31 protein-coding genes and 1 tRNA gene are annotated in these 20,557 nt (G+C 56.0%); 19 read left to right on the forward strand and 13 right to left on the reverse strand.

Features of this window, described 5'->3' with window-relative positions:
- Both EXZ61_RS03190 and proC read right to left on the reverse strand, forming a co-directional pair.
- Nucleotides 1–264 (reverse strand): DUF2164 domain-containing protein, encoded by a 264-nt coding sequence (locus EXZ61_RS03190; RefSeq protein WP_142808956.1) that lies wholly within the window; start codon nucleotides 262–264, stop codon nucleotides 1–3.
- Nucleotides 261–1,079 (reverse strand): pyrroline-5-carboxylate reductase, encoded by an 819-nt coding sequence (gene proC, locus EXZ61_RS03195; protein WP_142808958.1) that lies wholly within the window; start codon nucleotides 1,077–1,079, stop codon nucleotides 261–263. Before proC ends, EXZ61_RS03190 begins: the two co-directional genes overlap by 4 nt.
- Before the next feature lie 311 nt (nucleotides 1,080–1,390).
- On the opposite strand from proC, the gene rplN reads away from it, so the two are divergent.
- The 18 genes from rplN (at nucleotide 1,391) to EXZ61_RS03285 (ending at nucleotide 10,253) form a co-directional block, all read left to right on the forward strand.
- A complete protein-coding gene (gene rplN / locus EXZ61_RS03200) occupies nucleotides 1,391–1,759 on the forward strand; it encodes a 50S ribosomal protein L14 (protein WP_142808960.1) in 369 nt (122 codons plus the stop codon).
- A gap of 9 nt (nucleotides 1,760–1,768) precedes the next feature.
- Complete coding sequence (gene rplX / locus EXZ61_RS03205) at nucleotides 1,769–2,089, forward strand: 50S ribosomal protein L24 (RefSeq protein WP_142808962.1); 321 nt, start codon at nucleotides 1,769–1,771, stop codon at nucleotides 2,087–2,089.
- 2 nt (nucleotides 2,090–2,091) lie between these two features.
- The gene (gene rplE, locus EXZ61_RS03210; RefSeq protein WP_142808964.1) at nucleotides 2,092–2,631 is read left to right on the forward strand and encodes a 50S ribosomal protein L5; all 540 of its coding nucleotides are present in this window, start codon (nucleotides 2,092–2,094) and stop codon (nucleotides 2,629–2,631) included.
- An 8-nt stretch (nucleotides 2,632–2,639) separates the two neighbouring features.
- Nucleotides 2,640–2,945 carry a 30S ribosomal protein S14 gene (rpsN, locus tag EXZ61_RS03215; protein ID WP_142808966.1) on the forward strand — a complete coding sequence of 102 codons (306 nt, stop codon included), beginning with the start codon at nucleotides 2,640–2,642 and terminating at the stop codon, nucleotides 2,943–2,945.
- An 18-nt stretch (nucleotides 2,946–2,963) separates the two neighbouring features.
- Nucleotides 2,964–3,359, forward strand: a complete 396-nt coding sequence (gene rpsH / locus EXZ61_RS03220) for a 30S ribosomal protein S8 (protein ID WP_142808968.1) — start codon at nucleotides 2,964–2,966, stop codon at nucleotides 3,357–3,359.
- Nucleotides 3,360–3,383: 24 nt separating this feature from the next.
- Entirely contained in the window at nucleotides 3,384–3,917 is a 534-nt protein-coding gene (gene rplF, locus EXZ61_RS03225) for a 50S ribosomal protein L6 (protein WP_142808970.1), read from the forward strand.
- An 11-nt stretch (nucleotides 3,918–3,928) separates the two neighbouring features.
- The gene (rplR, locus tag EXZ61_RS03230; RefSeq protein ID WP_142808972.1) at nucleotides 3,929–4,294 is read left to right on the forward strand and encodes a 50S ribosomal protein L18; all 366 of its coding nucleotides are present in this window, start codon (nucleotides 3,929–3,931) and stop codon (nucleotides 4,292–4,294) included.
- A gap of 17 nt (nucleotides 4,295–4,311) precedes the next feature.
- Entirely contained in the window at nucleotides 4,312–4,836 is a 525-nt protein-coding gene (gene rpsE / locus EXZ61_RS03235; RefSeq protein ID WP_142814079.1) for a 30S ribosomal protein S5, read from the forward strand.
- 14 nt (nucleotides 4,837–4,850) lie between these two features.
- The gene (gene rpmD, locus EXZ61_RS03240; protein ID WP_142808974.1) at nucleotides 4,851–5,033 is read left to right on the forward strand and encodes a 50S ribosomal protein L30; all 183 of its coding nucleotides are present in this window, start codon (nucleotides 4,851–4,853) and stop codon (nucleotides 5,031–5,033) included.
- Nucleotides 5,034–5,042: 9 nt separating this feature from the next.
- Nucleotides 5,043–5,474, forward strand: coding sequence for a 50S ribosomal protein L15 (gene rplO / locus EXZ61_RS03245; protein WP_142808975.1), 432 nt, complete (start codon nucleotides 5,043–5,045; stop codon nucleotides 5,472–5,474).
- 23 nt (nucleotides 5,475–5,497) lie between these two features.
- On the forward strand, nucleotides 5,498–6,808 hold the full coding sequence (secY, locus tag EXZ61_RS03250; RefSeq protein WP_142808977.1) for a preprotein translocase subunit SecY: 1,311 nt from the start codon (nucleotides 5,498–5,500) through the stop codon (nucleotides 6,806–6,808).
- A 138-nt stretch (nucleotides 6,809–6,946) separates the two neighbouring features.
- Nucleotides 6,947–7,060, forward strand: coding sequence for a 50S ribosomal protein L36 (gene rpmJ, locus EXZ61_RS03255; protein WP_084795560.1), 114 nt, complete (start codon nucleotides 6,947–6,949; stop codon nucleotides 7,058–7,060).
- Between the two features lie 24 nt (nucleotides 7,061–7,084).
- Nucleotides 7,085–7,450, forward strand: a complete 366-nt coding sequence (gene rpsM / locus EXZ61_RS03260) for a 30S ribosomal protein S13 (protein ID WP_142808979.1) — start codon at nucleotides 7,085–7,087, stop codon at nucleotides 7,448–7,450.
- An 18-nt stretch (nucleotides 7,451–7,468) separates the two neighbouring features.
- Nucleotides 7,469–7,873, forward strand: coding sequence for a 30S ribosomal protein S11 (gene rpsK / locus EXZ61_RS03265; protein WP_142808981.1), 405 nt, complete (start codon nucleotides 7,469–7,471; stop codon nucleotides 7,871–7,873).
- A gap of 79 nt (nucleotides 7,874–7,952) precedes the next feature.
- Nucleotides 7,953–8,576, forward strand: a complete 624-nt coding sequence (gene rpsD / locus EXZ61_RS03270; protein WP_142808983.1) for a 30S ribosomal protein S4 — start codon at nucleotides 7,953–7,955, stop codon at nucleotides 8,574–8,576.
- Between the two features lie 107 nt (nucleotides 8,577–8,683).
- Complete coding sequence (locus EXZ61_RS03275; RefSeq protein ID WP_142808985.1) at nucleotides 8,684–9,673, forward strand: DNA-directed RNA polymerase subunit alpha; 990 nt, start codon at nucleotides 8,684–8,686, stop codon at nucleotides 9,671–9,673.
- A gap of 86 nt (nucleotides 9,674–9,759) precedes the next feature.
- Nucleotides 9,760–10,158 carry a 50S ribosomal protein L17 gene (gene rplQ / locus EXZ61_RS03280; protein WP_142808987.1) on the forward strand — a complete coding sequence of 133 codons (399 nt, stop codon included), beginning with the start codon at nucleotides 9,760–9,762 and terminating at the stop codon, nucleotides 10,156–10,158.
- An 18-nt stretch (nucleotides 10,159–10,176) separates the two neighbouring features.
- Nucleotides 10,177–10,253, forward strand: a tRNA-Met gene (locus EXZ61_RS03285).
- A gap of 978 nt (nucleotides 10,254–11,231) precedes the next feature.
- Here the strand turns inward: EXZ61_RS03285 and EXZ61_RS03295 are convergent.
- The 4 genes from EXZ61_RS03295 to ypfH form a co-directional block, all read right to left on the reverse strand.
- On the reverse strand, nucleotides 11,232–11,429 hold the full coding sequence (locus EXZ61_RS03295) for a hypothetical protein (protein WP_142808991.1): 198 nt from the start codon (nucleotides 11,427–11,429) through the stop codon (nucleotides 11,232–11,234).
- A 223-nt stretch (nucleotides 11,430–11,652) separates the two neighbouring features.
- Entirely contained in the window at nucleotides 11,653–12,045 is a 393-nt protein-coding gene (locus EXZ61_RS22555) for an ABC transporter permease (protein ID WP_425353605.1), read from the reverse strand.
- A 329-nt stretch (nucleotides 12,046–12,374) separates the two neighbouring features.
- Nucleotides 12,375–12,602, reverse strand: coding sequence for an ABC transporter permease (locus EXZ61_RS22560; RefSeq protein ID WP_425353606.1), 228 nt, complete (start codon nucleotides 12,600–12,602; stop codon nucleotides 12,375–12,377).
- A gap of 599 nt (nucleotides 12,603–13,201) precedes the next feature.
- Complete coding sequence (ypfH, locus tag EXZ61_RS03305) at nucleotides 13,202–13,873, reverse strand: esterase (protein ID WP_168224688.1); 672 nt, start codon at nucleotides 13,871–13,873, stop codon at nucleotides 13,202–13,204.
- A 167-nt stretch (nucleotides 13,874–14,040) separates the two neighbouring features.
- Here ypfH and EXZ61_RS03310 point away from each other — a divergent pair, with 167 nt between their 5' ends.
- Nucleotides 14,041–15,039, forward strand: coding sequence for a catalase family protein (locus EXZ61_RS03310; RefSeq protein ID WP_142808995.1), 999 nt, complete (start codon nucleotides 14,041–14,043; stop codon nucleotides 15,037–15,039).
- Nucleotides 15,040–15,063: 24 nt separating this feature from the next.
- Here EXZ61_RS03310 and ureG read toward each other — a convergent pair whose 3' ends face one another.
- The 7 genes from ureG to ureA all read right to left on the reverse strand — a co-directional run bounded on the left by ureG (nucleotide 15,064) and on the right by ureA (nucleotide 20,502).
- Nucleotides 15,064–15,723, reverse strand: coding sequence for an urease accessory protein UreG (gene ureG, locus EXZ61_RS03315; RefSeq protein ID WP_142808997.1), 660 nt, complete (start codon nucleotides 15,721–15,723; stop codon nucleotides 15,064–15,066).
- Between the two features lie 47 nt (nucleotides 15,724–15,770).
- The gene (locus tag EXZ61_RS03320; protein WP_142808999.1) at nucleotides 15,771–16,472 is read right to left on the reverse strand and encodes an urease accessory protein UreF; all 702 of its coding nucleotides are present in this window, start codon (nucleotides 16,470–16,472) and stop codon (nucleotides 15,771–15,773) included.
- Nucleotides 16,473–16,484: 12 nt separating this feature from the next.
- Nucleotides 16,485–17,141, reverse strand: coding sequence for an urease accessory protein UreE (gene ureE, locus EXZ61_RS03325; protein WP_142809001.1), 657 nt, complete (start codon nucleotides 17,139–17,141; stop codon nucleotides 16,485–16,487).
- A 112-nt stretch (nucleotides 17,142–17,253) separates the two neighbouring features.
- Nucleotides 17,254–18,999, reverse strand: a complete 1,746-nt coding sequence (gene ureC, locus EXZ61_RS03330; RefSeq protein ID WP_142809003.1) for an urease subunit alpha — start codon at nucleotides 18,997–18,999, stop codon at nucleotides 17,254–17,256.
- Between the two features lie 133 nt (nucleotides 19,000–19,132).
- Entirely contained in the window at nucleotides 19,133–19,438 is a 306-nt protein-coding gene (locus tag EXZ61_RS03335) for an urease subunit beta (RefSeq protein WP_142809005.1), read from the reverse strand.
- An 11-nt stretch (nucleotides 19,439–19,449) separates the two neighbouring features.
- A complete protein-coding gene (locus tag EXZ61_RS03340; protein ID WP_142809006.1) occupies nucleotides 19,450–20,052 on the reverse strand; it encodes a HupE/UreJ family protein in 603 nt (200 codons plus the stop codon).
- Nucleotides 20,053–20,199: 147 nt separating this feature from the next.
- A complete protein-coding gene (gene ureA, locus EXZ61_RS03345; RefSeq protein ID WP_142809008.1) occupies nucleotides 20,200–20,502 on the reverse strand; it encodes an urease subunit gamma in 303 nt (100 codons plus the stop codon).
- Between the last annotated feature and the right edge of the window lie 55 nt (nucleotides 20,503–20,557).

Genomic DNA, 20,557 nt, shown 5'->3' on the forward strand with positions numbered 1-20,557 from the left:
TCACCGTTTTTTGTCGAGTTTTCGCCAATAAACGAATTCCGGTTCGTGAACTTCTACATCGACCTCCATGACACGTGCTTGCAGGCGTTCTTGCACATCGGCAACGGCGCGGTTGTAGACCAAAGGGCCAATCTCTTCCAAGAAGAATCCCAGCAGTCCGCCAGCGGCAACATTACCAATGGGCTCATCCATGTGTTCCCGGAAGTAGCGTTCAATCGACGTGATGGCTTGCTGTCGCGAGTCTTTGCTGATCGCAATAGTCATACGGCGCTGCCAAACTCTTTGCCCATCTCTTGCGCCCGTGCGTGAGCGGCAAACAAGGCCTTGGAGAACAGGGTTTTGACTTCACTCGCATCCATTGCGCTAATGGCTGCGTGGGTGGTTCCTCCTTTGGAAGTCACCCGTTGGCGCAAGACTTCAGGGGCTTCAGTGGACGCTAAGGCCAATTCACCTGCACCAATAAAGGTAGCTACGGCCAGCTTGTGCGCTTGCTCGCGGCTGAGGCCCATTTGAGCACCTGCATCGGTCATCGCTTCCATCAAATAAAACATATAGGCAGGCCCAGAGCCGGACAGCGCTGTAACCGCATCAAGTTGCTCCTCGCGCTCCACCCATACGGTCTGACCCGTGCAACCCAATATGCCGGTGCAGTGCTCGCGGTCTGTGGGGGTGACGCGTTCCATGGCAAATAAACCTGTGATGCCCTTACCGATGAGTGCCGGGGTATTCGGCATTGTTCGAACGATGCGATCTGAATGCAGCCAAGTGGCAATGCTGCCGCATGGAATGCCCGCCGCAATACTGATGTGAAGCGCCCCAGCGACCCACGGCGCAACTGCAAGCCCAGCGGCGTGAAAAACCTGAGGCTTCACTGCCCAAATCACCACGTCAGCCGCCTTGAGCGCATCCGACCCAGCTGACATAGCGCCAACGCCGTACTGGGAACGTAAGCTCGCTCGGGCGTCTTCCGAAGGCTCAACAACGGTGATGCCACTAGTGGGGTGCCCTTGCTTGGTCAGACCGCCAATGATGGCGGAGGCCATATTTCCACCGCCTATAAACGCAATGTGCAGACTCATGATTGCTATACCTTTTTTTGCTGATACCAGTGTGTGCCAATCTTTGTATTGTGAATCCATGCAACGGTCTGAAGAGGTGCTTTCTCGAAGAAGAAGCGATTTTTACTAACTTGCGCAATAAAAAAGTGTTGACCACCGCGCATAAGTGCGACATAATCTAGGGCTTCGCTTGAAAAAGTACGAAGGTTCTGCCCAAATAGAGGCGACGTGAGTGGTTCATGTCGTTGATAGCGGGCCCAAGACTGATTGGCTTTGGTTGATCTCTGCAAAGTAGCGGAGTGCCAAATCCGGTGCAAGTTGGGAATATATAAATGATCCAGACTGAATCTCGATTAGAAGTTGCCGACAATACTGGCGCTAAGTCCGTCCTGTGCATCAAGGTGCTGGGTGGTTCTAAGCGTCGTTACGCAAGCGTTGGCGACATTATTAAAGTTAGCATTAAAGAAGCTGCGCCACGTAGCCGCGTCAAAAAAGGCGAGGTTTACAGTGCTGTGGTGGTTCGCACTGCCAAGGGTATCCGTCGTGCTGACGGCTCTTTGGTGAAGTTCGACGGCAATGCAGCAGTATTGTTGAATGCCAAGTTGGAGCCTATCGGCACCCGCATCTTCGGACCAGTGACGCGCGAATTGCGTACTGAAAAGTTCATGAAGATTGTGTCCTTGGCACCTGAAGTTTTGTAAGGACGCGCCATGAACAAAATTCGCACAGGCGATGAAGTTATCGTTATCGCGGGACGTGATAAGGGTAAGCGCGGGAAAATCTCCCAGCGTAAAGATGACTCCCATGTGGTGGTTGATGGGATTAACTTGGTGAAGAAACACACCAAGCCAAATCCGATGAAGGGTACGACCGGCGGTATTGTTGAAAAGACAATGCCTATTCACCAGTCCAATGTGGCAATTTTTAATGCCGCAACTGGTAAGGCTGATCGTGTTGGTATCAAGGTGCTGGCTGATGGTAAGCGCGTGCGCGTTTACAAGTCGAGCGGCGAAGAAATCAAGGTGGCATAAGCATGGCTCGTTTTCAACAACAATACCGTGAAAAGCTTGCGCCAGAGTTGATGGCTAAGTTTGGCTACAAATCCGTAATGGAAGTGCCTCGCTTGACAAAAATCACTCTGAACATGGGTGTGAGCGAAGCCGTAGCTGACAAGAAGGTTATGGATCACGCAGTGAGCGACTTGACAAAGATTGCAGGCCAAAAGCCTGTGGTGACTATGTCAAAGAAGGCTATTGCTGGGTTCAAGATCCGCGAAAACCAAGCCATCGGTTGTATGGTGACTTTGCGCGGCGTGCAAATGTACGAATTCTTGGATCGCTTTGTATCCATTGCTTTGCCTCGCGTTCGTGACTTCCGTGGTATCTCTGGCCGTGCTTTCGACGGTCGTGGTAACTACAACATCGGCGTTAAAGAGCAAATCATTTTCCCTGAAATTGAATACGATAAGGTCGATGCCTTGCGTGGTCTCAATATCAGCATTACCACAACGGCTAAGACCGACGAAGAGTGCAAAGCACTGCTCGCAGGTTTCCGTTTCCCGTTCAAGAATTGAGGTCACAAGTGGCTAAAATGGCTTTAATCCAGCGTGAGCTGAAGCGTGATCAGTTGGTGGCAAAGTATGCAAAGAAGCATGCTGACCTGAAGGCAACTGCTAACGATGCAAAGCGCTCTGATGAAGAACGTGCTGCTGCCCGTCTTGCGTTGCAAAAGTTGCCCCGCAATGCAAACCCTACCCGTCAACGTAACCGTTGCGCAATTACTGGCCGCGCTCGCGGAACATTCCAGCAATTCGGTTTGGGTCGTTCAAAAATTCGCGAAATGGCTTTTGCAGGTGAGATCCCTGGAATCGTCAAGGCAAGCTGGTAAGCGGTAGGAGAAACTAATATGAGTATGAGTGATCCAATCGCTGACTTGCTGACACGCATCCGCAATGCCCAAATGGTTGCAAAGACAAGCGTATCAGTGCCTTCTTCGAAGGTAAAAGTCGCAATCGCACAAGTTCTGAAAGACGAAGGCTATGTAGATGACTTCAAAGTCACTACAGCTGACGGCAAGTCAGAGCTGGTAATCAGCTTGAAGTACTACGCAGGTCGTCCGGTTATCGAGCGTATCGAACGCGTTAGCCGCCCAGGTTTGCGTGTTTACCGCGGTAGCGAAGCAATTCCACTGGTCCAAAATGGACTGGGTGTTGCCATCGTGACGACGCCAAAAGGCGTGATGACCGATCGCAAAGCGCGCGCTGCCGGTGTCGGCGGTGAAGTGCTGTGCTACGTCGCTTAATACTACATTGAGGAGAAATACGAAATGTCCCGTGTAGGAAAAATACCTGTCGTTGTGCCTGCTGGCGTCGAAGTGGCTGTAAGCAGTGAGCAAATCAGTGTGAAAGCTTCTGGTGGAAGCTTGCAAGTTGCGCAAAACAATTTGGTTAAGGTCGTGAATGACGCTGGAAAGTTGAGCTTCACGCCTGCGAACGCTTCTCGTGAAGCAGATGCTATGACTGGCACTATGCGCCAGTTAGTAAACAACATGGTTGTTGGCGTCACTAAAGGCTTCGAGAAAAAGCTAAATCTGATCGGCGTGGGCTACAAGGCACAAGCATCTGGCGCAAAGCTAAATTTGGCTGTGGGTTACTCACACCCAGTCAACTTTGATATGCCGGCTGGTATTGTGGTTGCAACACCAACGCCCACAGAAATTATCATCAAAGGTGCTGACCGCCAACGTGTTGGTCAGATTGCCGCTGAGATCCGTGCTGTTCGTCCCCCTGAGCCCTACAAGGGTAAGGGCATCCGTTATTCGGATGAGAAGATCACGATCAAAGAAACTAAGAAGAAATAAGGAGCTGCACTATGTTGACCAAAAAAGAGCAACGTCTTCGCAGAGCCCGCCAGACTCGCATTCGTATCGCATCACAGGGCGTGGCACGATTGACAGTGAATCGCACCAATTTGCATATGTACGCGAGTGTTATCTCTGGCGACGGAAGCAAAGTGTTGGCGACCGCTTCCACCGTCGAAGCCGAAGTACGCAAAGAGTTGGGCGCTGCTGGCAAAGGCGGCAGCGTATCGGCCGCACAGATTATTGGCAAACGCGTAGCCGAGAAGGCGAAGGCGGTTGGTGTTGAAAAAGTCGCGTTTGATCGTGCGGGATTTGCATACCATGGTCGCGTCAAGGCGGTGGCTGATGCAGCACGTGAAGCTGGCTTGCAGTTCTAAGCAGATCGGAATAAATGATGGCTAAAGTACAAGCAAAAATGCAAGGCAAAGCAGAGGGTCCTGAGGACGGTCTGCGCGAAAAGATGATCGCGATCAATCGCGTGACCAAGGTTGTTAAAGGCGGTCGTATCCTCGGATTCGCTGCCTTGACGGTTGTAGGTGACGGTGAAGGTCGTATCGGCATGGGTAAGGGCAAATCGAAAGAAGTGCCCGCAGCTGTGCAGAAAGCCATGGAAGAGGCTCGCCGCAACATGATCAAAGTGAGCTTGAAGAATGGTTCCATTCATCACCAAGTTCAAGGTCACCATGGCGCTGCCAACGTGATGATGGCACCTGCACCAAAAGGCACAGGCATTATTGCTGGTGGACCAATGCGCGCAGTCTTTGAAGTCGTGGGTATCACAGATATCGTCGCTAAGAGCCATGGTTCTTCCAACCCTTACAACATGGTCCGCGCGACCTTGGATGCACTGTCGTTGGGAACTACGCCTGCGACCGTCGCTGCTAAGCGTGGCAAGTCTGTTGAAGAGATCTTCGCATAATCGGAGTCCTGAAAATGACTACACAACAAACAGTAAAAATCCAATTGGTGCGTAGCCCAATTGGTTGCAAAGAGTCGCATCGCGCCACAGTGCGCGGTCTGGGCTTGCGCAAAATTCGCAGCGTGAGCGAACTGGTGGATACCCCTGAGGTCCGCGGCATGATCAACAAGATCAGTTACCTGGTCAAGGTGCTGTAAGAGGTAAATATGGAACTCAATAGCATTAAACCTGCCGCTGGGGCTAAGCACGCGAAGCGTCGCGTTGGTCGCGGAATTGGATCTGGTCTTGGTAAGACTGCAGGCCGAGGCCATAAAGGCCAGAAGTCACGTTCTGGTGGTTACCACAAGGTAGGCTTTGAAGGCGGACAGATGCCGATGCACCGTCGCCTACCAAAGCGCGGCTTCAAGTCAGCTCAACTCCAGTTCAATGCTGAAATCACGCTAACAACTTTAGAGGTGTTGAACACTGCTGAAGTCGACCTGCTTACTCTGAAGCAGGCTGGGTTGGTTGGCCAATTGGCAAAGGTAGTAAAAGTTGTCAATACAGGCGCTTTGTCTAAAGCTGTAAAGCTGACTGGCATTGGTGCGACTGCAGGTGCAAAGGCTGCCATCGAGGCAGCTGGTGGCACCGTAGCGTAAGCATCTACTAAGAGAAGAAGCTCGTGGCAACAAACGCAGCACAGATAGCGAAAACCGGCAAGTTTGGCGACTTGCGTCGCCGGCTTGTTTTCTTGCTACTAGCCTTGGTGGTATACCGTATTGGCGCGCACATTCCTGTACCAGGAATAGACCCTGCTCAACTACAGCAACTGTTCAAAGGCCAGCAAGGCGGGATATTAAGCCTGTTCAATATGTTTTCTGGTGGTGCGTTGTCGCGCTTTACCATATTCGCGTTGGGGATCATGCCGTATATTTCGGCATCGATCATCATGCAACTGTTGACCTATGTGCTGCCAACTTTCGAGCAGCTAAAAAAAGAGGGCGAGGCTGGGCGTCGCAAGATCACGCAGTACACCCGGTACGGAACACTAGGTCTTGCATTGTTCCAGTCGATGGGTATTGCGTTGGCGCTTGAAGCATCTGCAGGTTTAGTGATCTCCCCTGGATTTGGGTTTCGGCTGACAAGCGTTGTCACCCTAACGGCGGGAACTATGTTCCTCATGTGGTTGGGTGAGCAAATTACCGAGCGTGGTCTAGGCAACGGAATCTCAATCCTAATCTTCGGTGGCATTGCGGCTGGATTGCCAAATGCTGTTGGAGGGCTATTAGAGTTAGTACGCACTGGCTCTATGAGCATTATTGTTTCGCTGCTGATCGTTGTGTTAGTGGCACTGGTTACGTACTTTGTCGTCTTTGTTGAACGTGGGCAGCGGAAAATTCTGGTAAACTACGCCCGCCGTCAGGTAGGGAATAAGGTTTATGGCGGACAGTCGTCTCATTTGCCGCTGAAGTTGAATATGGCGGGTGTCATACCTCCAATCTTCGCTTCGTCGATTATTTTGTTGCCTGCGACCGTTGCGAACTGGTTTAGCGCTGGTGAGTCTATGCGTTGGCTGAAGGATATTGCCAGTACGCTGAGTCCTGGTCAGCCCATTTACGTGATGTTGTATGCAAGTGCGATTGTTTTCTTCTGCTTTTTCTACACCGCTTTGGTGTTCAATAGCCGTGAAACTGCCGACAATCTTAAGAAAAGCGGCGCGTTTATCCCCGGGATTCGGCCTGGAGAAAACACCGCAAAGCACATAGACAAGATACTGTTGCGCCTAACACTGGCTGGTGCGATCTATATTACGTTTGTGTGTTTGTTGCCCGAATTCTTGATTCTGAAATACAACGTTCCGTTCTATTTTGGTGGTACGTCTTTAATGATCATCGTGGTAGTCACTATGGACTTCATGTCCCAAGTGCAGAACTACATGATGTCTCAGCAGTACGAGTCGTTGCTGAAGAAGGCGAATTTCAAGTCTACTTGAAGCGATTGAGTCAAAACAGACGAGGTCCGTGGAGCGTTGGTTTTGGGGCATTTCGGGTTCGCTTATGTGGGTCTGAGTGGCACTATAAATGTTAGTGCGTTGCAGTGGCAATGTGCACAAAGGTTTTAGGAGAAAGATATGAAGGTTTCAGCTTCGGTTAAGAAAATTTGCCGCAACTGCAAAGTTATCCGCCGCAAGGGTGTTGTTCGTGTGATCTGTACAGATCCGCGTCATAAGCAACGCCAAGGCTAATTGCAAGAGTTTTAGAGGACGAAAATGGCACGTATCGCTGGCATCAATATTCCGCCGCAACAACACTCCGAGATTGGCCTGACCGCCATCTTTGGAATTGGACGCACACGCGCTCGCAAAATTTGCGAAGCATGCGGCATCGCTTACTCAAAGAAAGTCAAGGACTTGACTGATAGTGACCTTGAGAAGATTCGCGACGAAATCGCAGCTTTCACTATCGAGGGTGACTTGCGTCGTGAGACGACAATGAACATCAAGCGTCTGATGGATATTGGTTGCTATCGAGGCTTCCGTCATCGCCGTGGCCTGCCGATGCGTGGGCAGCGCACACGCACCAATGCACGTACCCGCAAAGGTCCGCGTAAGGCTGCTGCTTCGTTGAAGAAATAAATAGATTGAGAGTCTGATATGGCAAAAGCACCAGCAAATAGCGCAGCACAACGTGTGCGGAAGAAAGTACGTAAGAACGTAGCGGACGGTATCGCGCACGTCCATGCGTCTTTCAATAACACTATCATCACGATCACTGATCGCCAAGGCAACGCACTTTCTTGGGCGTCATCAGGTGGTCAGGGATTCAAGGGTTCGCGTAAGTCGACTCCTTTCGCGGCACAGGTGGCTTCGGAAGTGGCTGGACGCGCCGCAATTGAGCAAGGCATCAAGAATTTGGATGTTGAGATCAAAGGCCCCGGTCCAGGTCGCGAATCATCTGTTCGTGCCTTGGCAGCGCTTGGGATCCGCATCAATATGATTGCCGACGTGACCCCCGTGCCACACAATGGTTGCCGCCCTCAAAAGCGCCGCCGCATTTAATTTCACAAGCCCACCGCCTGCAGTGTGTACTGAAGGCTCCTGCGTTTCTGCGCAGTAGATGACATAAAAGGAAGATCAAGTGGCACGTTACCTAGGCCCTAAGGCCAAACTATCTCGCCGAGAAGGCACTGATTTGTTCTTGAAGAGCGCTCGTCGCGCGATCGGGGACAAGGCAAAATTTGACTCTAAGCCAGGTCAGCATGGCCGCACTTCGGGTGCTCGGACGTCAGACTACGGAATGCAGTTGCGGGAAAAGCAAAAAGTAAAACGCATGTATAGCGTTTTAGAAAAGCAGTTCCGTCGCTATTTCGAAGAGGCAGACCGCCGCCGTGGGAACACTGGTGCGAATCTTCTGTCCCTGCTAGAAAGCCGCTTGGACAACGTGGTATATCGCATGGGATTCGGATCTACCCGTGCAGAAGCCCGTCAGTTGGTTTCCCACAAGGCTATTTTGGTCAACGGTAAGTCAGTCAACATTCCGTCGTACATGGTGAAAACCGGTGACGTGATTGCTGTTCGTGAAAAGTCTAAGAAGCAAAATCGCATCGTCGAAGCATTGCAGTTGGCGCAGCAAGTCGGTATGCCTTCTTGGGTAGATGTGAATATCGAAAAAGCTGAAGGTACCTTTAAGTCCGTACCAGACCGCGATCAATTTGGCGCTGATATCAACGAATCGATGATCGTTGAGTTGTACTCTCGCTAAACTGGCAAAATAATTTAAACGTCCCCCGATTGAGATTGCATCAACATCGGGGCGCTTCACCAGCCTTACCGGTGTAACGAGCTGGGGGTATTGAGAGGAAGTCTTGAATGCAAAATGCTTTGCTGAAACCAAAATCAATCAGTGTTGAGCAGCTCGGTAATAACCGGGCTAAAGTCGCTTTGGAGCCATTCGAGCGCGGTTACGGGCACACACTCGGTAACGCTTTGCGTCGTGTTCTGTTGTCGTCTATGCCAGGTTTTGCCGCTACTGAAGTGACGATTGCAGGTGTTCTGCATGAGTATTCGTCCATTGACGGTGTGCAAGAAGATGTTGTGAACATCCTTTTGAACCTCAAGGGCGTGGTGTTCAAGTTGCACAACCGTGACGAGGTGACTCTGAGTCTGCGCAAGGATTCAGAAGGTGTTGTGACAGCTGCGGACATACAGACACCTCACGATGTTGAGATTATCAATCCTGCCCACGTTATCGCGAACTTGTCACACGGTGGTAAGTTGGACATGCAGATCAAGGTCGAAAAAGGCCGTGGCTATGTTCCAGGAACGATGCGTCGTCATGCGGATGAGCCAAATCGTTCTATTGGCCGTATTGTGTTGGACGCTTCATTTTCTCCTGTCAAGCGCGTTAGCTACACAGTTGAGAGTGCGCGCGTTGAACAGCGTACGGACTTGGACAAGTTGGTTGTGGAAATCGAAACCAACGGTGCAGTGTCTGCTGAAGATGCCGTCCGTGCTTCCGCCAAGATTCTGGTCGAGCAGTTGGCCGTATTTGCACAACTGGAAGGTAGTGAGTTGGCAGCATTTGATGCGCCAGCCCCACGTGGTAATACACAGTTTGATCCGATCTTGCTGCGCCCTGTCGACGAGCTAGAGTTGACTGTGCGTTCCGCGAATTGCCTGAAGGCAGAGAATATCTATTACATCGGTGATTTGATTCAACGCACCGAAAACGAGTTGTTGAAAACTCCGAATTTGGGTCGTAAATCACTCAACGAAATCAAAGAGGTGCTTGCATCTCGTGGTTTAACGCTTGGCATGAAGTTAGAAAGCTGGCCACCAGCAGCTTTAGAAAAGCGTTAATTAATCCGAACCCTGTAAATGGGGTTCAGTGCAAGGGGCAGTACCTGATCCGGCTGCCCTTTTATTATTCAAAAAGGAAACTTACTATGCGCCACGGACACGGTCTACGTAAACTCAATCGCACTAGCTCACATCGTTTGGCTATGCTGCGCAACATGATGAACTCCATCATCGAACACGAAGTCATTAAGACAACGGTTCCAAAGGCTAAAGAATTGCGCCGTGTGATCGAACCTATGATCACTTTGTCAAAAGAAGCAACTGTGGCAAATCGCCGTTTGGCATTTGACCGCTTGCGTGACCGCGACAGCGTTACGAAGTTGTTCAACGAACTGGGCCCACGTTTCAAGGCACGCCCAGGTGGTTACACACGTATTTTGAAAATGGGTTTCCGCGTTGGTGATAACGCGCCTATGGCTTTGGTTGAATTTGTTGACCGTGCGGAAACAAATAACGAAGAAGTCGCAGAAACCAATGCGGAATAGTATATAATATAGGAATACCGCGCGATGGAGCAGTCTGGTAGCTCGTTGGGCTCATAACCCAAAGGTCGGAGGTTCAAATCCTTCTCGCGCAACCAATTGAATTGTTGGTTCAATATATGAAAAGCCCACCTTGGTGGGCTTTTTCCATTGCTGGGTCATGTTTCGTGAGTAGTCGTTGCCCAAGCCTCTTTAGAAGCCTAGCTGTTCATGTTGATTTCGGTCAAGCACTCACGCCTACCGTACATAAGTGTGGTTGCTAGCGGCTTTGGGATGCCGACGGCTGGCATTATTTGGGTGACGTGCGCTGCTTCCGCCAGCGCGATCACACAGGGAGCCTGCCAATGTCGTACCACCGGCGCTCATTGAACGATGCCCATAGCTGACGAGGGAGCGGTTTCCCAAGTCGTAATTGCCTAGGCTTGTAATCTCAAGCCCAGGTGGTAAAGGGGCAAGATGCGTGGCTAGGGTAAGCACATGCGCCCAATGGCTGGCTTTTGGCCCACTTGCGTCACTGGAACTGGATGTGCATCTATTGGTTTGCTAACTCAGTCTCTGTTTGAGGCGCGAAACTACAACTGGACAGCAAAGCGTCGGCCGTGTGCAGAACTAAGACGCCCTCGCTAGCCTCGACCCTCAGCATGGTCTCAAGCTTCGAGTCGATTGGGGGCGCCCCAGAGGCTGGAGTGGAACCTCCGACGTAGACTTATGGGTGGCCCTCTTTGGCACACGCGCTTGTCTCATGAGCTCCATCACGCGGCACTAAACGCAACGAAGGGTGTTGGTCTGTGAGTAGTAAGAAAAGCGCAAATGTGGGACCCGGCATATTGCGGTCATCACTTGTGCTCTCTAGCGCCTGCCAAGTTCGCGACTGCAAGCCGCCTCGGCTCCCTGCTTGCACTGGGTAGGCCATAAGCTCGGCTGCTTGCACTTGGCTTAAACCCGCCGTGAGACGTGCAGCTTTGAGCTCGCTTCCGCTAGGGGATGGCAATTCCAGGCCGTTAATGTGCGTCATGCGTTTCAAAAGTTAATCGGTCGATCGTGAAGCCTAACTGTTCCAAGGTTTGCATACACCGCTAGCGGGTAAAGCCGTTTCCGGCTGTCTTATCGATCACGTTGGACTCAATTTCAACGCGTTCATAGTTGCCTGTAGACCGAAGGTAGTTCGCCCAAGCCATAGCCCATTGCTCATGCGGCTGCCAAGGCCCGTTCTCGGTGGTGCGGCGTCGTTGGCCGCCGGTATAAGAGAAAGACTTGGTGACTACTCGGTACATGCCCGACCCCTGCTCGGTACATACTTCTCATGCCAGAATGAAAACACCATCCGCTTAGCCCAGCATGCGCGCAAGCCCATAAATCGCAAGGGCAGCGGAAACTGCCAAACACGCAGTCTTCGCACCGCGGCCACCCACCACCACACCCATTGCACTGCAAAGCAAAATTGCGCCAAAAATATAAGTCGTTTTCATGCGCTGATGGTAGCGTGTCCTCGCTCGTCTATTCGTGTCTAAGGGCTTCAATAGGGTCCATGCGTGCCGCACGGCGCGCAGGAAAGTAGCCGAACACCACACCGATGCAGGCAGAAAACACCAAAGCCAATGCATTGATAGCCGGATCGAACGCGTAGGGAACGGACATTACCATCGACAGCGCATACGATGCGCCGGTGGCAATAGCCACGCCAATCACACCGCCAAGCGCAGACAGCACCACCGCATCAATCAAAAACTGGAGCAACACCTCCGACTCCAGTGCGCCAACAGCGAGGCGCAGACCAATCTCACGCGTACGTTCGGTCACGCTCCCCAGCATGATGTTCATGATGCCTATTCCAGCAACGAACAGGCTCACCGCAGCAACGGCACCCAGCAAATCGGTAAGCACTCCCATGGTGCTGGACAGTGTCGCGGCCAACTGTTGTGTGTCGAAGATATTGAAGTTATCGTCGCTTCCTTACGCCAGCTTGCACCCCTCACGCATTCACTGACGCAAACTGACTTCGAGTGGCTTGCTGGCGGCACGGTCTCGCCTAGGATGCACACCGCGCTGCCTGCGCATTGTTCGTCAGGGTCGAACAAACGGCCGCTGGCTAACATCCAATTGGGCACGGTAAAGCATGCATTGGTGGTGCAGGTGACCGAGCTCACCCAGTTGCGGCCATTGCCAACCACCGTCACCGCGGCTCGTCCTTGCGGCGCAACTGCCGCCACGCCTCTCATTTAGGTCGCAATAGCCTCGCCGTCTGCTTGCGCAAAATGGGGCACACCGCCGCCGCCGCCACTCCCACCCGGCCCGCACTGGCCAGGCATCAGCAGCAGCAATTTGGGCCCCATTCGGGGGATTTGCAACTGAATGGAATGGGTTGCAACGTTGCCTAAAGTCACCATGGCGCTCACAGCGCTCACCCCCATCACGATACACACGATGGCGAGAAACGACAGGCGCATGTTGCGCTGCACTGAGCGCAAGGCGAGAAGGAAGACGCTGTAAAGCATCAGGTGGCCTCGCCAGTCTCAAACACAGGAGGCGCGGCGCTGATCGGTTGGCCGTCATGCCGGGGCGCAAGCGCAGATCAGCATTGTCTACGTCGACGTAGCGCAGGTAGTTAACCACGTTGTCGGTGATGGTGGACCTGAAGCCCACGCCGGTAAGGCGTCGGGAAGCTTGTGGCTCAAAAACGCGCCGACGGTCAACGCGCTCAAGCCCAAGGAGCCTCCCGGGGTAAAACTCGGGGCACGCGCCGTATGGGCTGGGATGCGCATCGCTAGCTTGTCTGCCGCGTGAGGCAGGGGCTTGCACAGCTTCCAAGGCGCTGACCAAACCCGCTGGTTGGTGCCAGCGCGTGAGCTGCCGGGTATCGCTCTGGCTGGCAAGGTGGGTGCGTGCAATGGCGAGGCGCTCTTGTTCGCTGCGCACGCTGGTCTTGCCCTCCATCGCCTGTCGGAACAAGCGAGTCAGCAACGCGTCCTCAAAGCGCTGCCACCCGTTGGACAAATCGTCCGCACCGCCAAATGCAAGCCATCGGCTGCACGCCAGTGCTCAGGTGCTACGACTGCGGTGCCGCCTTCATCACTTCCGCCCATTGGTGCTTGGGCAAGTGGCTCATGAGCCGCTCGGTCAGCAAGGTCAGCACCTCGTCATTGACCTCGTGGCCTAGGAAGGGGATGACATCGGCCGTCACATCGCCACCCAGGATGATCAAATGCTCGGCTGCAGTCACGCAATACCCGTAGTGAATCACGGCGTCCGATTTGCCGTGGATCATGTGCAGCGTGGTGCGCTCGGGGGCAAGCGCAGGCAGGGTGCCGTAGCGGCCTGACAGCGACACGACGCGGGCAGCCACCTGTGGCTCTGCCTGCACCGCTTCCAGAGACATGATGGCGCCTTGTGAGAAACCCAGCAGCAAGGTGGCCTCGGGGCCTACCTGGCTCAGCGCTTGCCAATGCCGCAGGTCTTTGAGGAAGGCCGGCATGGCTTGGGCAATGCGCGCAGGGCGGTTGTCTTCAGAAATGCCTTGCACCGAGAACCACTGGGCACCCGTGCCGAGGTCGCTGGCGTGTGGGGCCTGCACGCTCACGATGTACGCGTTGGGAAACTGCGCGGCCAAATGCTGGCCCACCCCCACCATGTGCTGCGCACTGCCACCCACGCCATGGTGCAGCACCATCAATTGCTGGGCTGGGCCGGTGGGTTGTTGAATGAGGATGGAGTCGGTCACAAAAAGCCCCTTTTGAATAAATTCCTGCCGCAATCTTGCCGCAATGTGGGGATATGGGTGTGCTCAGCGCAAATACAAGGCTTGGTAGGGCCCAGCATGGGGGTAAACACGATGGCAAGCCCGGTGCGCTCGGGTAGCATGGCGCCACATCATCAGGAGCCCAAGCCATGACCGCGCCCCACACCCCCAGCACCGATTGGAAAGAAGTGATTGCCCCCGACGAAGCCACGCGCTTTGCCGACTATGCGAAGCAGTTTGCAGACATCCAAGCCCGCAAGTCGCAAAAGTACGGCAACGGCCGCGCGCTGCACCGCAAGCAACTCACGGCCGCCCATGGTCGCCTGCAGGTGCTCGACGGCCTGCCCGCCTTTGCAGCGCAGGGCCTGTTTGCAAAACCCGGTGAGTACGACGTGTGGGTGCGCCTGTCCAACGGTGCCATGGACAAAGCCAAAGACCGCCAGCCCGATATTCGCGGCTTTGCCCTGCGGGTCTTGGGCGTGCAAGGCGACTCTGCCTTGGGGCACGGCCCCGCAGTCAGCCAAGACTTCGCCCTGATCAACCATGCGCAGTTCGCCTTCAAAAAGAGTGACGAGTTTGTAGAGTTTGTGGTGGCAGCCTCGCATGGCGGTGGCGCACTCATCAAGCATTTGGGCAAGCGCTACGGCTGGCTGGCCGTGCCGGGCCGCATTTTGGAAACCATCAAAACCTTTGGCAAACCCTTTGGTGGCTTTGCCGCAACTGCCATGCACAGCGCAGCGCCCATTGCCAGCGGCCCGTATGCGGTGCGTGTGCGCTTGGTACCCGCCGCAAGCAATGGCGCCCCCAGCCAAGGCAGCCAAGACGATTGGAACGCCGACTTTTCTGGCCGCCTAAAAGGCCAAGACCTGCACTGGGATTTGCAACTACAGCCCTATGTGAGCGAGGCCATCACCCCCATTGAAGACGCCACGGTGGACTGGCCCACCCCCTACACCACCGTGGCCCGTCTCACCTTGCCCAAGCAGGACACCGCGCTCGATGCCACCTTCGCTAAGCAAGTGGAAGCCGCCGTGTTTGACCCATGGCAAGCGCTGGCAGCCCATCGGCCGCTGGGCGATGTGATGCGCGCCCGCAAAGTGGTCTACTTTGCCAGCCAACAAGGCCGTGGCGTAACCGAAGGGAGCTGAAGCCATGCAGCAGGCCGATGGCGGTCATTGAGGCCGCAGCATGCCTTTGGTTTCGATGAAGGCAATCACCTCCTGCAAACCCGCCAAAGTCTTGAGGTTGGTCATGGCAAAAGGCTTCATGCCTTTGGGCGTGTTGCGCATGCGCTCGGTGTCGCTGCGCATGATGTCCAGGTTCGCACCCACATGGGGGGCGAGGTCGGTCTTATTGATGATGAACAGGTCGCTCTTGGTGATGCCAGGGCCGCCTTTGCGCGGAATCTTTTCACCAGCGGCCACGTCGATCACGTAGATGGTCAGGTCGCTCAGCTCGGGGCTAAAGGTGGCGGCCAGGTTGTCGCCGCCGCTCTCCACAAACACGATGTCGGCATTGGGAAAGTCCACCAGCATGCGGTCAATGGCTTCCAAGTTGATGGAGCAGTCTTCGCGGATGGCAGTGTGTGGGCAGCCGCCGGTTTCCACACCCATGATGCGTTCAGCGGGCAGGGCGCCGCTCACGGTGAGCAGGCGCTGGTCTTCCTTGGTGTAAATGTCGTTGGTGATGGCGACCAGGTCGTACTGGTCGCGCATGGCCTTGCACAGCATTTCTAGCAGCGTAGTTTTGCCGGAGCCAACAGGCCCGCCTATGCCCACGCGCAGAGGGGGGAGGGTCTTGGTGCGGTTGGCGATGTGGTGGAGTGCAGACATGGTGTTTACTATAAAAAAGTGAGCTACTTGCGCACTATCAACGTGCGCTAGGAGCGGAAAAGCCTGGAATACTGCACCTCATGCTGGCTGCTCAGAATGGCCAGCATGGGGCTGAAGGCTTGGCGGGTGTCGTCGCCCACGCTCAGGGCGTAATCGACGGCGGAAGGAATCTCGGCGGTCAGCGCGGACAGAATGCGTTGCCCAGCACTTTGGCCCAGCGGCACGGCCTTGATGGCGGCCTGCACCATGTTCTCGGCCCAGCCGAAGGCAAAGGCCAGCAGGCATTCGCGCACCGGAGCCTGTGTGGCACTGGCCGCCAGCGCAAACGCAATCGGGTAGGTGGGCTCTGGCGTGCGCAGTGCGCCTTGGCCGCTTGCGGCGAGCAGGGCAATCTGCGCGGGCGTGGCGGTGGTGTGGTTCTTGAGCCATTCCAGCAGGCTCTTGCCCATTTGCTCGGTCTGGGCGCGCAACTCGGCGCTTTCGCGGGTCTGCAGCACCCAGGCGTTGAGCTCGGCAATGCGGGGCTGGTCGTCCGCGCGCCAGGCGGCAATGGCTTGGGCCACTGCGGGCAGCTCCGAGCGGGCCAGCGTCATATGCAGCTGCTCCACCAGCCAAGCAGATGCTTCACTTTCTGTAGCGGCTCGCGCAGTATCCACAGCGGCTTCCAAACATTCCGAGTAGGAAAATCCCCCAATGGGCAAGGCCGGGGAGGCCAGCCACATGAGCTGCATCAGGCTGCTGTCGAGCATGGTGTGATTCGTTTACTGGTCGCCGTGCTTGTGCGCATGGTCGTGGTCATGACCGTGGTTGCAGCCGGGGCCGTGCACATGGGGCTTGGCCTGCACCGCCACCGGAATGCCGCGCAAAGTGGCCGCTGGTTTTGGGGCATGGTCATGGCTGTGGCCGGCGTGGTCATGATCGTGGTCATGATCGTGCCCATGGTGATGGCCGCCGTGGTGGCCGCCTGTGGCGTAGGCACCGTTCTCGGGCTCAAACGCCTCAATCACCGCGTTCACGATCAGGTGCATGGCGCGCAGCATGTCGGCCAGTACATGGTCGGGCTCAATCTTCAGGTGGTCGGGTTGCAACTCGATGGGCACATGGCGGTTGCCCAGGTGGTAGGCCGCGCGGATCAGGTCGAAGGGTGTGCCGTGGTTGGCGCAGTGGGTGATCTTCAGCACGGCCTGGGGCGCTGCGCTGACTTTGACCATGGAGCCGTCTTCCGCCACCAGCACGTCGCCACCGCGCACCACGGTGCCACGGGGCAAAAACACGCCCAAGGTACGGCCTAAGGAATCCGTAGCGTCAAAACGGCTTTTCTGGCGCACGTCCCAATCCAATTCAACGGTGGCTGCGCGCTTGAGCAAAACAGCGGCCACGCCTTGGCCCTTGGGAAGAAGTTTGGAGACTTGGAGCATAGGTATTCAGGTGTTTGGTCGAAAAGCACATTGTGGCGCAGCCACACGCCGCATCATTCGACGCAGGCACGGGTAGTCTCCCGACGGCTTATCGCCCAGCATGGGCCTCATCTCAGAACAAAAAGTAGCGCTGCGCCATGGGCAGCTTGACGGCTGGCTCGCAGGTCAGTAGCTGGCCGTCGGCGCGCACGCTGTAGGTTTGCGCGTCGATCTCCATGGTCGGCAGGTAGCTGTTGTGCACCATGTGCTGCTTGCGCACACCACGGATGTTTTTCACCGCTGACACGTTCTTGGCCAGACCAAAGCGCTCCTTGATGCCGGCGTTCAAGCCCGCTTGCGACACAAAGGTCAGCGAGCCGCGGTGCAGCGCGCCACCGAAGCTGCCAAACATGGGGCGGTAGTGCACCGGCTGCGGGGTGGGGATGGACGCATTCGGGTCGCCCATGGCGGCGTGGGCGATGAAGCCGCCCTTCAAGATCAGCGCGGGTTTAACGCCAAAGAAAGCGGGCTTGTAGATCACCAGGTCGGCCCATTTGCCCACTTCAATGCTGCCCACCTCATGGCTGATGCCGTGCGCAATCGCAGGGTTGATGGTGTACTTGGCCACATAGCGCTTGGCGCGGAAGTTGTCGTTGCGTGCGGAGTCCTCTGGGAGTGATCCGCGCTGCGACTTCATCTTGTCGGCCGTCTGCCAGGTGCGGATGATGACTTCGCCCACCCGGCCCATGGCCTGGCTGTCGCTGCTCATCATGGAGATCGCGCCCAGGTCGTGCAGGATGTCTTCCGCCGCAATGGTTTCCTTGCGGATGCGGCTCTCGGCAAAGGCCAGGTCTTCGGCAATGCCCGCGTCCAGATGGTGGCAGACCATCAGCATGTCCACATGCTCATCCAGCGTGTTCTGGGTGTAGGGCATGGTGGGGTTGGTGGAACTGGGCAAAAAGTTCGCCTGGCCCACCACCTTCAGAATGTCCGGGGCGTGGCCGCCGCCTGCGCCTTCGGTGTGGAAGGCGCAAAGGCCACGGCCCTTGGTGGCCTCAATCGTGTTCTCCACAAAACCGGATTCATTGAGCGTGTCGGAGTGCAGGGCTACCTGAATGTCGGTTTCGTCAGCCACATCTAGGCAGTTGCTGATGGCAGCCGGCGTGCTGCCCCAGTCTTCGTGCAGCTTGAGGCCGATTACACCGGCGTTGATCTGCTCATGCAGCGCGCCGGGCAGGCTGGCATTGCCTTTGCCAAAGAAGCCGAGGTTCATGGGTAAGGCGTCAGCCGCCTGCAGCATGCGCTCGATGTTCCATGGGCCAGGCGTGCAAGTGGTGGCAAAGGTGCCGGTGGCCGGACCCGTGCCGCCACCCATCATGGTGGTCACGCCGCTGGAGAGTGCTTCTTCAATTTGCTGCGGGCAGATGAAGTGAATATGGCAGTCGATGCCGCCTGCGGTGACGATGTTGCCCTCGCAGCTAATGATCTCGGTGCCCGGCCCGATGATGATGTCCACGCCCGGTTGGGTGTCCGGGTTGCCGGCTTTGCCGATGGCCGCAATGCGCCCGCCCTTCAAGCCGATGTCGGCCTTGACGATGCCCCAGTGGTCCAGGATGAGGGCATTGGTGAGCACACAGTCCACAGCACCTCCGGTGCTGTCTCCAAGTCCCGCCTTCGGCGCGTTGGTGCGCTGGCTTTGCGCCATACCGTCACGAATGGTTTTGCCGCCGCCGAACTTCACCTCTTCGCCATAGCTGCCTGAGGCCAAGGTGTAGTCTTTTTCGACCTCAATGACCAGGCCGGTATCCGCCAGGCGCACACGGTCGCCGGTGGTCGGTCCAAAGATTTCCGCGTAGGCGCGGCGTCCGATGGTTGCCATATCAGTTCACCCCCAGGCTACGGTGCTGCGCACGCTTCGCCACCCCCCTTGCCGGGGGCGATGCCAGTGGCCCGGCGAAGCCGGTTCCACGGCATCCCTGGTATGGCGAGGTCTGCAAACATTTGTTCGTCATTTAAAGACTCCCTTGGGTCAGGCCGCGAAAGCCGTAAATCACACGGTCACCGCCGATATCCACCAGATCCACCGTGCGTTGCTGTCCGGGCTCAAAGCGCACGGCCGAGCCGGAGGCGATGTTGAGGCGCATGCCTTGCGCCACTGCGCGGTCAAAACCGAGTGCGCCATTGGTCTCCGCAAAGTGGTAGTGCGAGCCGACCTGGATGGGCCGGTCCGACTGGTTCTGCACCACCACCGTCACCGTGCGGCGGCCGGTGTTGAGCAGGTGTTCGCCGTCGTCAAGAAGGAGTTCGCCGGGGATCATGGGCTTGTCCTTTATGCCAGTTGCATCAACAGGGCCACGCCGGAGGCAGCCACGGCCGCGCCGGTGGCGCGGGTAGCCCACACGTTGGCCGCACGCAAGGTCCAGCCCAATGCCACGCCAGTCAGGTGCAGCGCAATGGTGGTAGCAAACATGCCTGCTACCGCAGCCAATGCGTTGCCGGTTGCGGCTAGTTCGACGCCGTGCGCCAGTCCATGGAATACCGCAAAGCCACCCACCAGCACCATGGAGGCTGCAGCATTCATGCCTTGGCGGGTCAGCACCAGCAGGCCCAGCGCCAGCACCGAGGCCGCCACCATGGGCTCCACCACGGCGCCGCCCAAGCCTTGCAGGCCCAGCAGGGCGCCCAACACCAGCATGTTGGCAAAGGCAAGTGGTCCCCACAACAGGGCAGGCCCGGCACGGCGGGCCGACACTGCACTCCAGACACCGACGGCCAGCATGGCCAGCAAGTGGTCCATACCGCCCAGCGGATGCAGCAGGCCGGTCATGAAGCTGCCGTGGCTGTGTAGATCGGTGCCAATATGGGCGCTAGCGCCCGTGGATAGGGCGCTAGTAGCTACGAAAAGAAGAGCGGATTTCAATGAGGAACGCATGGGATCTCCTAAAATGAGCGAGAAGAGGGGGGAGTCGTCTTTGCCAGAGACACCGTGGAACCGGCTTTGCCGGGCCACTGGTGTTGCCCCCTGCAAGGGGGAAAGCGGCTTTCTTCGCTTCGGGGCAGTGGGCAAGCCGGGGGGTGTTCATACGATCGGTTGATGGACGGTTACCAGTTTTGTACCGTCTGGGAAGGTGGCTTCGATCTGGATGTCGGGGATCATTTCTGCAATGCCCTCCATCACATCGGCACGGGTCAACACGGCGCGGCCTTCGCTCATGAGTTGGGCCACGGTTTTGCCGTCACGCGCGCCTTCCATCACGGCGCAGCTGATCAGGGCCACGGCCTCCGGGTAATTGAGTTGGAGACCACGGGCCTTGCGGCGTTCCGCCAGCAGTCCAGCGGTAAACAGCAAAAGCTTGTCTTTCTCTCGGGGTGTGAGTTCCATTTTTCTGTTTCACTCCAAAGCTAGGGGATTCGCCAGCACGGCCCATGCGGCCAGC

Source organism: Rhodoferax aquaticus (genome assembly GCF_006974105.1).
Taxonomy (GTDB): Bacteria; Pseudomonadota; Gammaproteobacteria; order Burkholderiales; family Burkholderiaceae_C; genus Allorhodoferax; species Allorhodoferax aquaticus_A.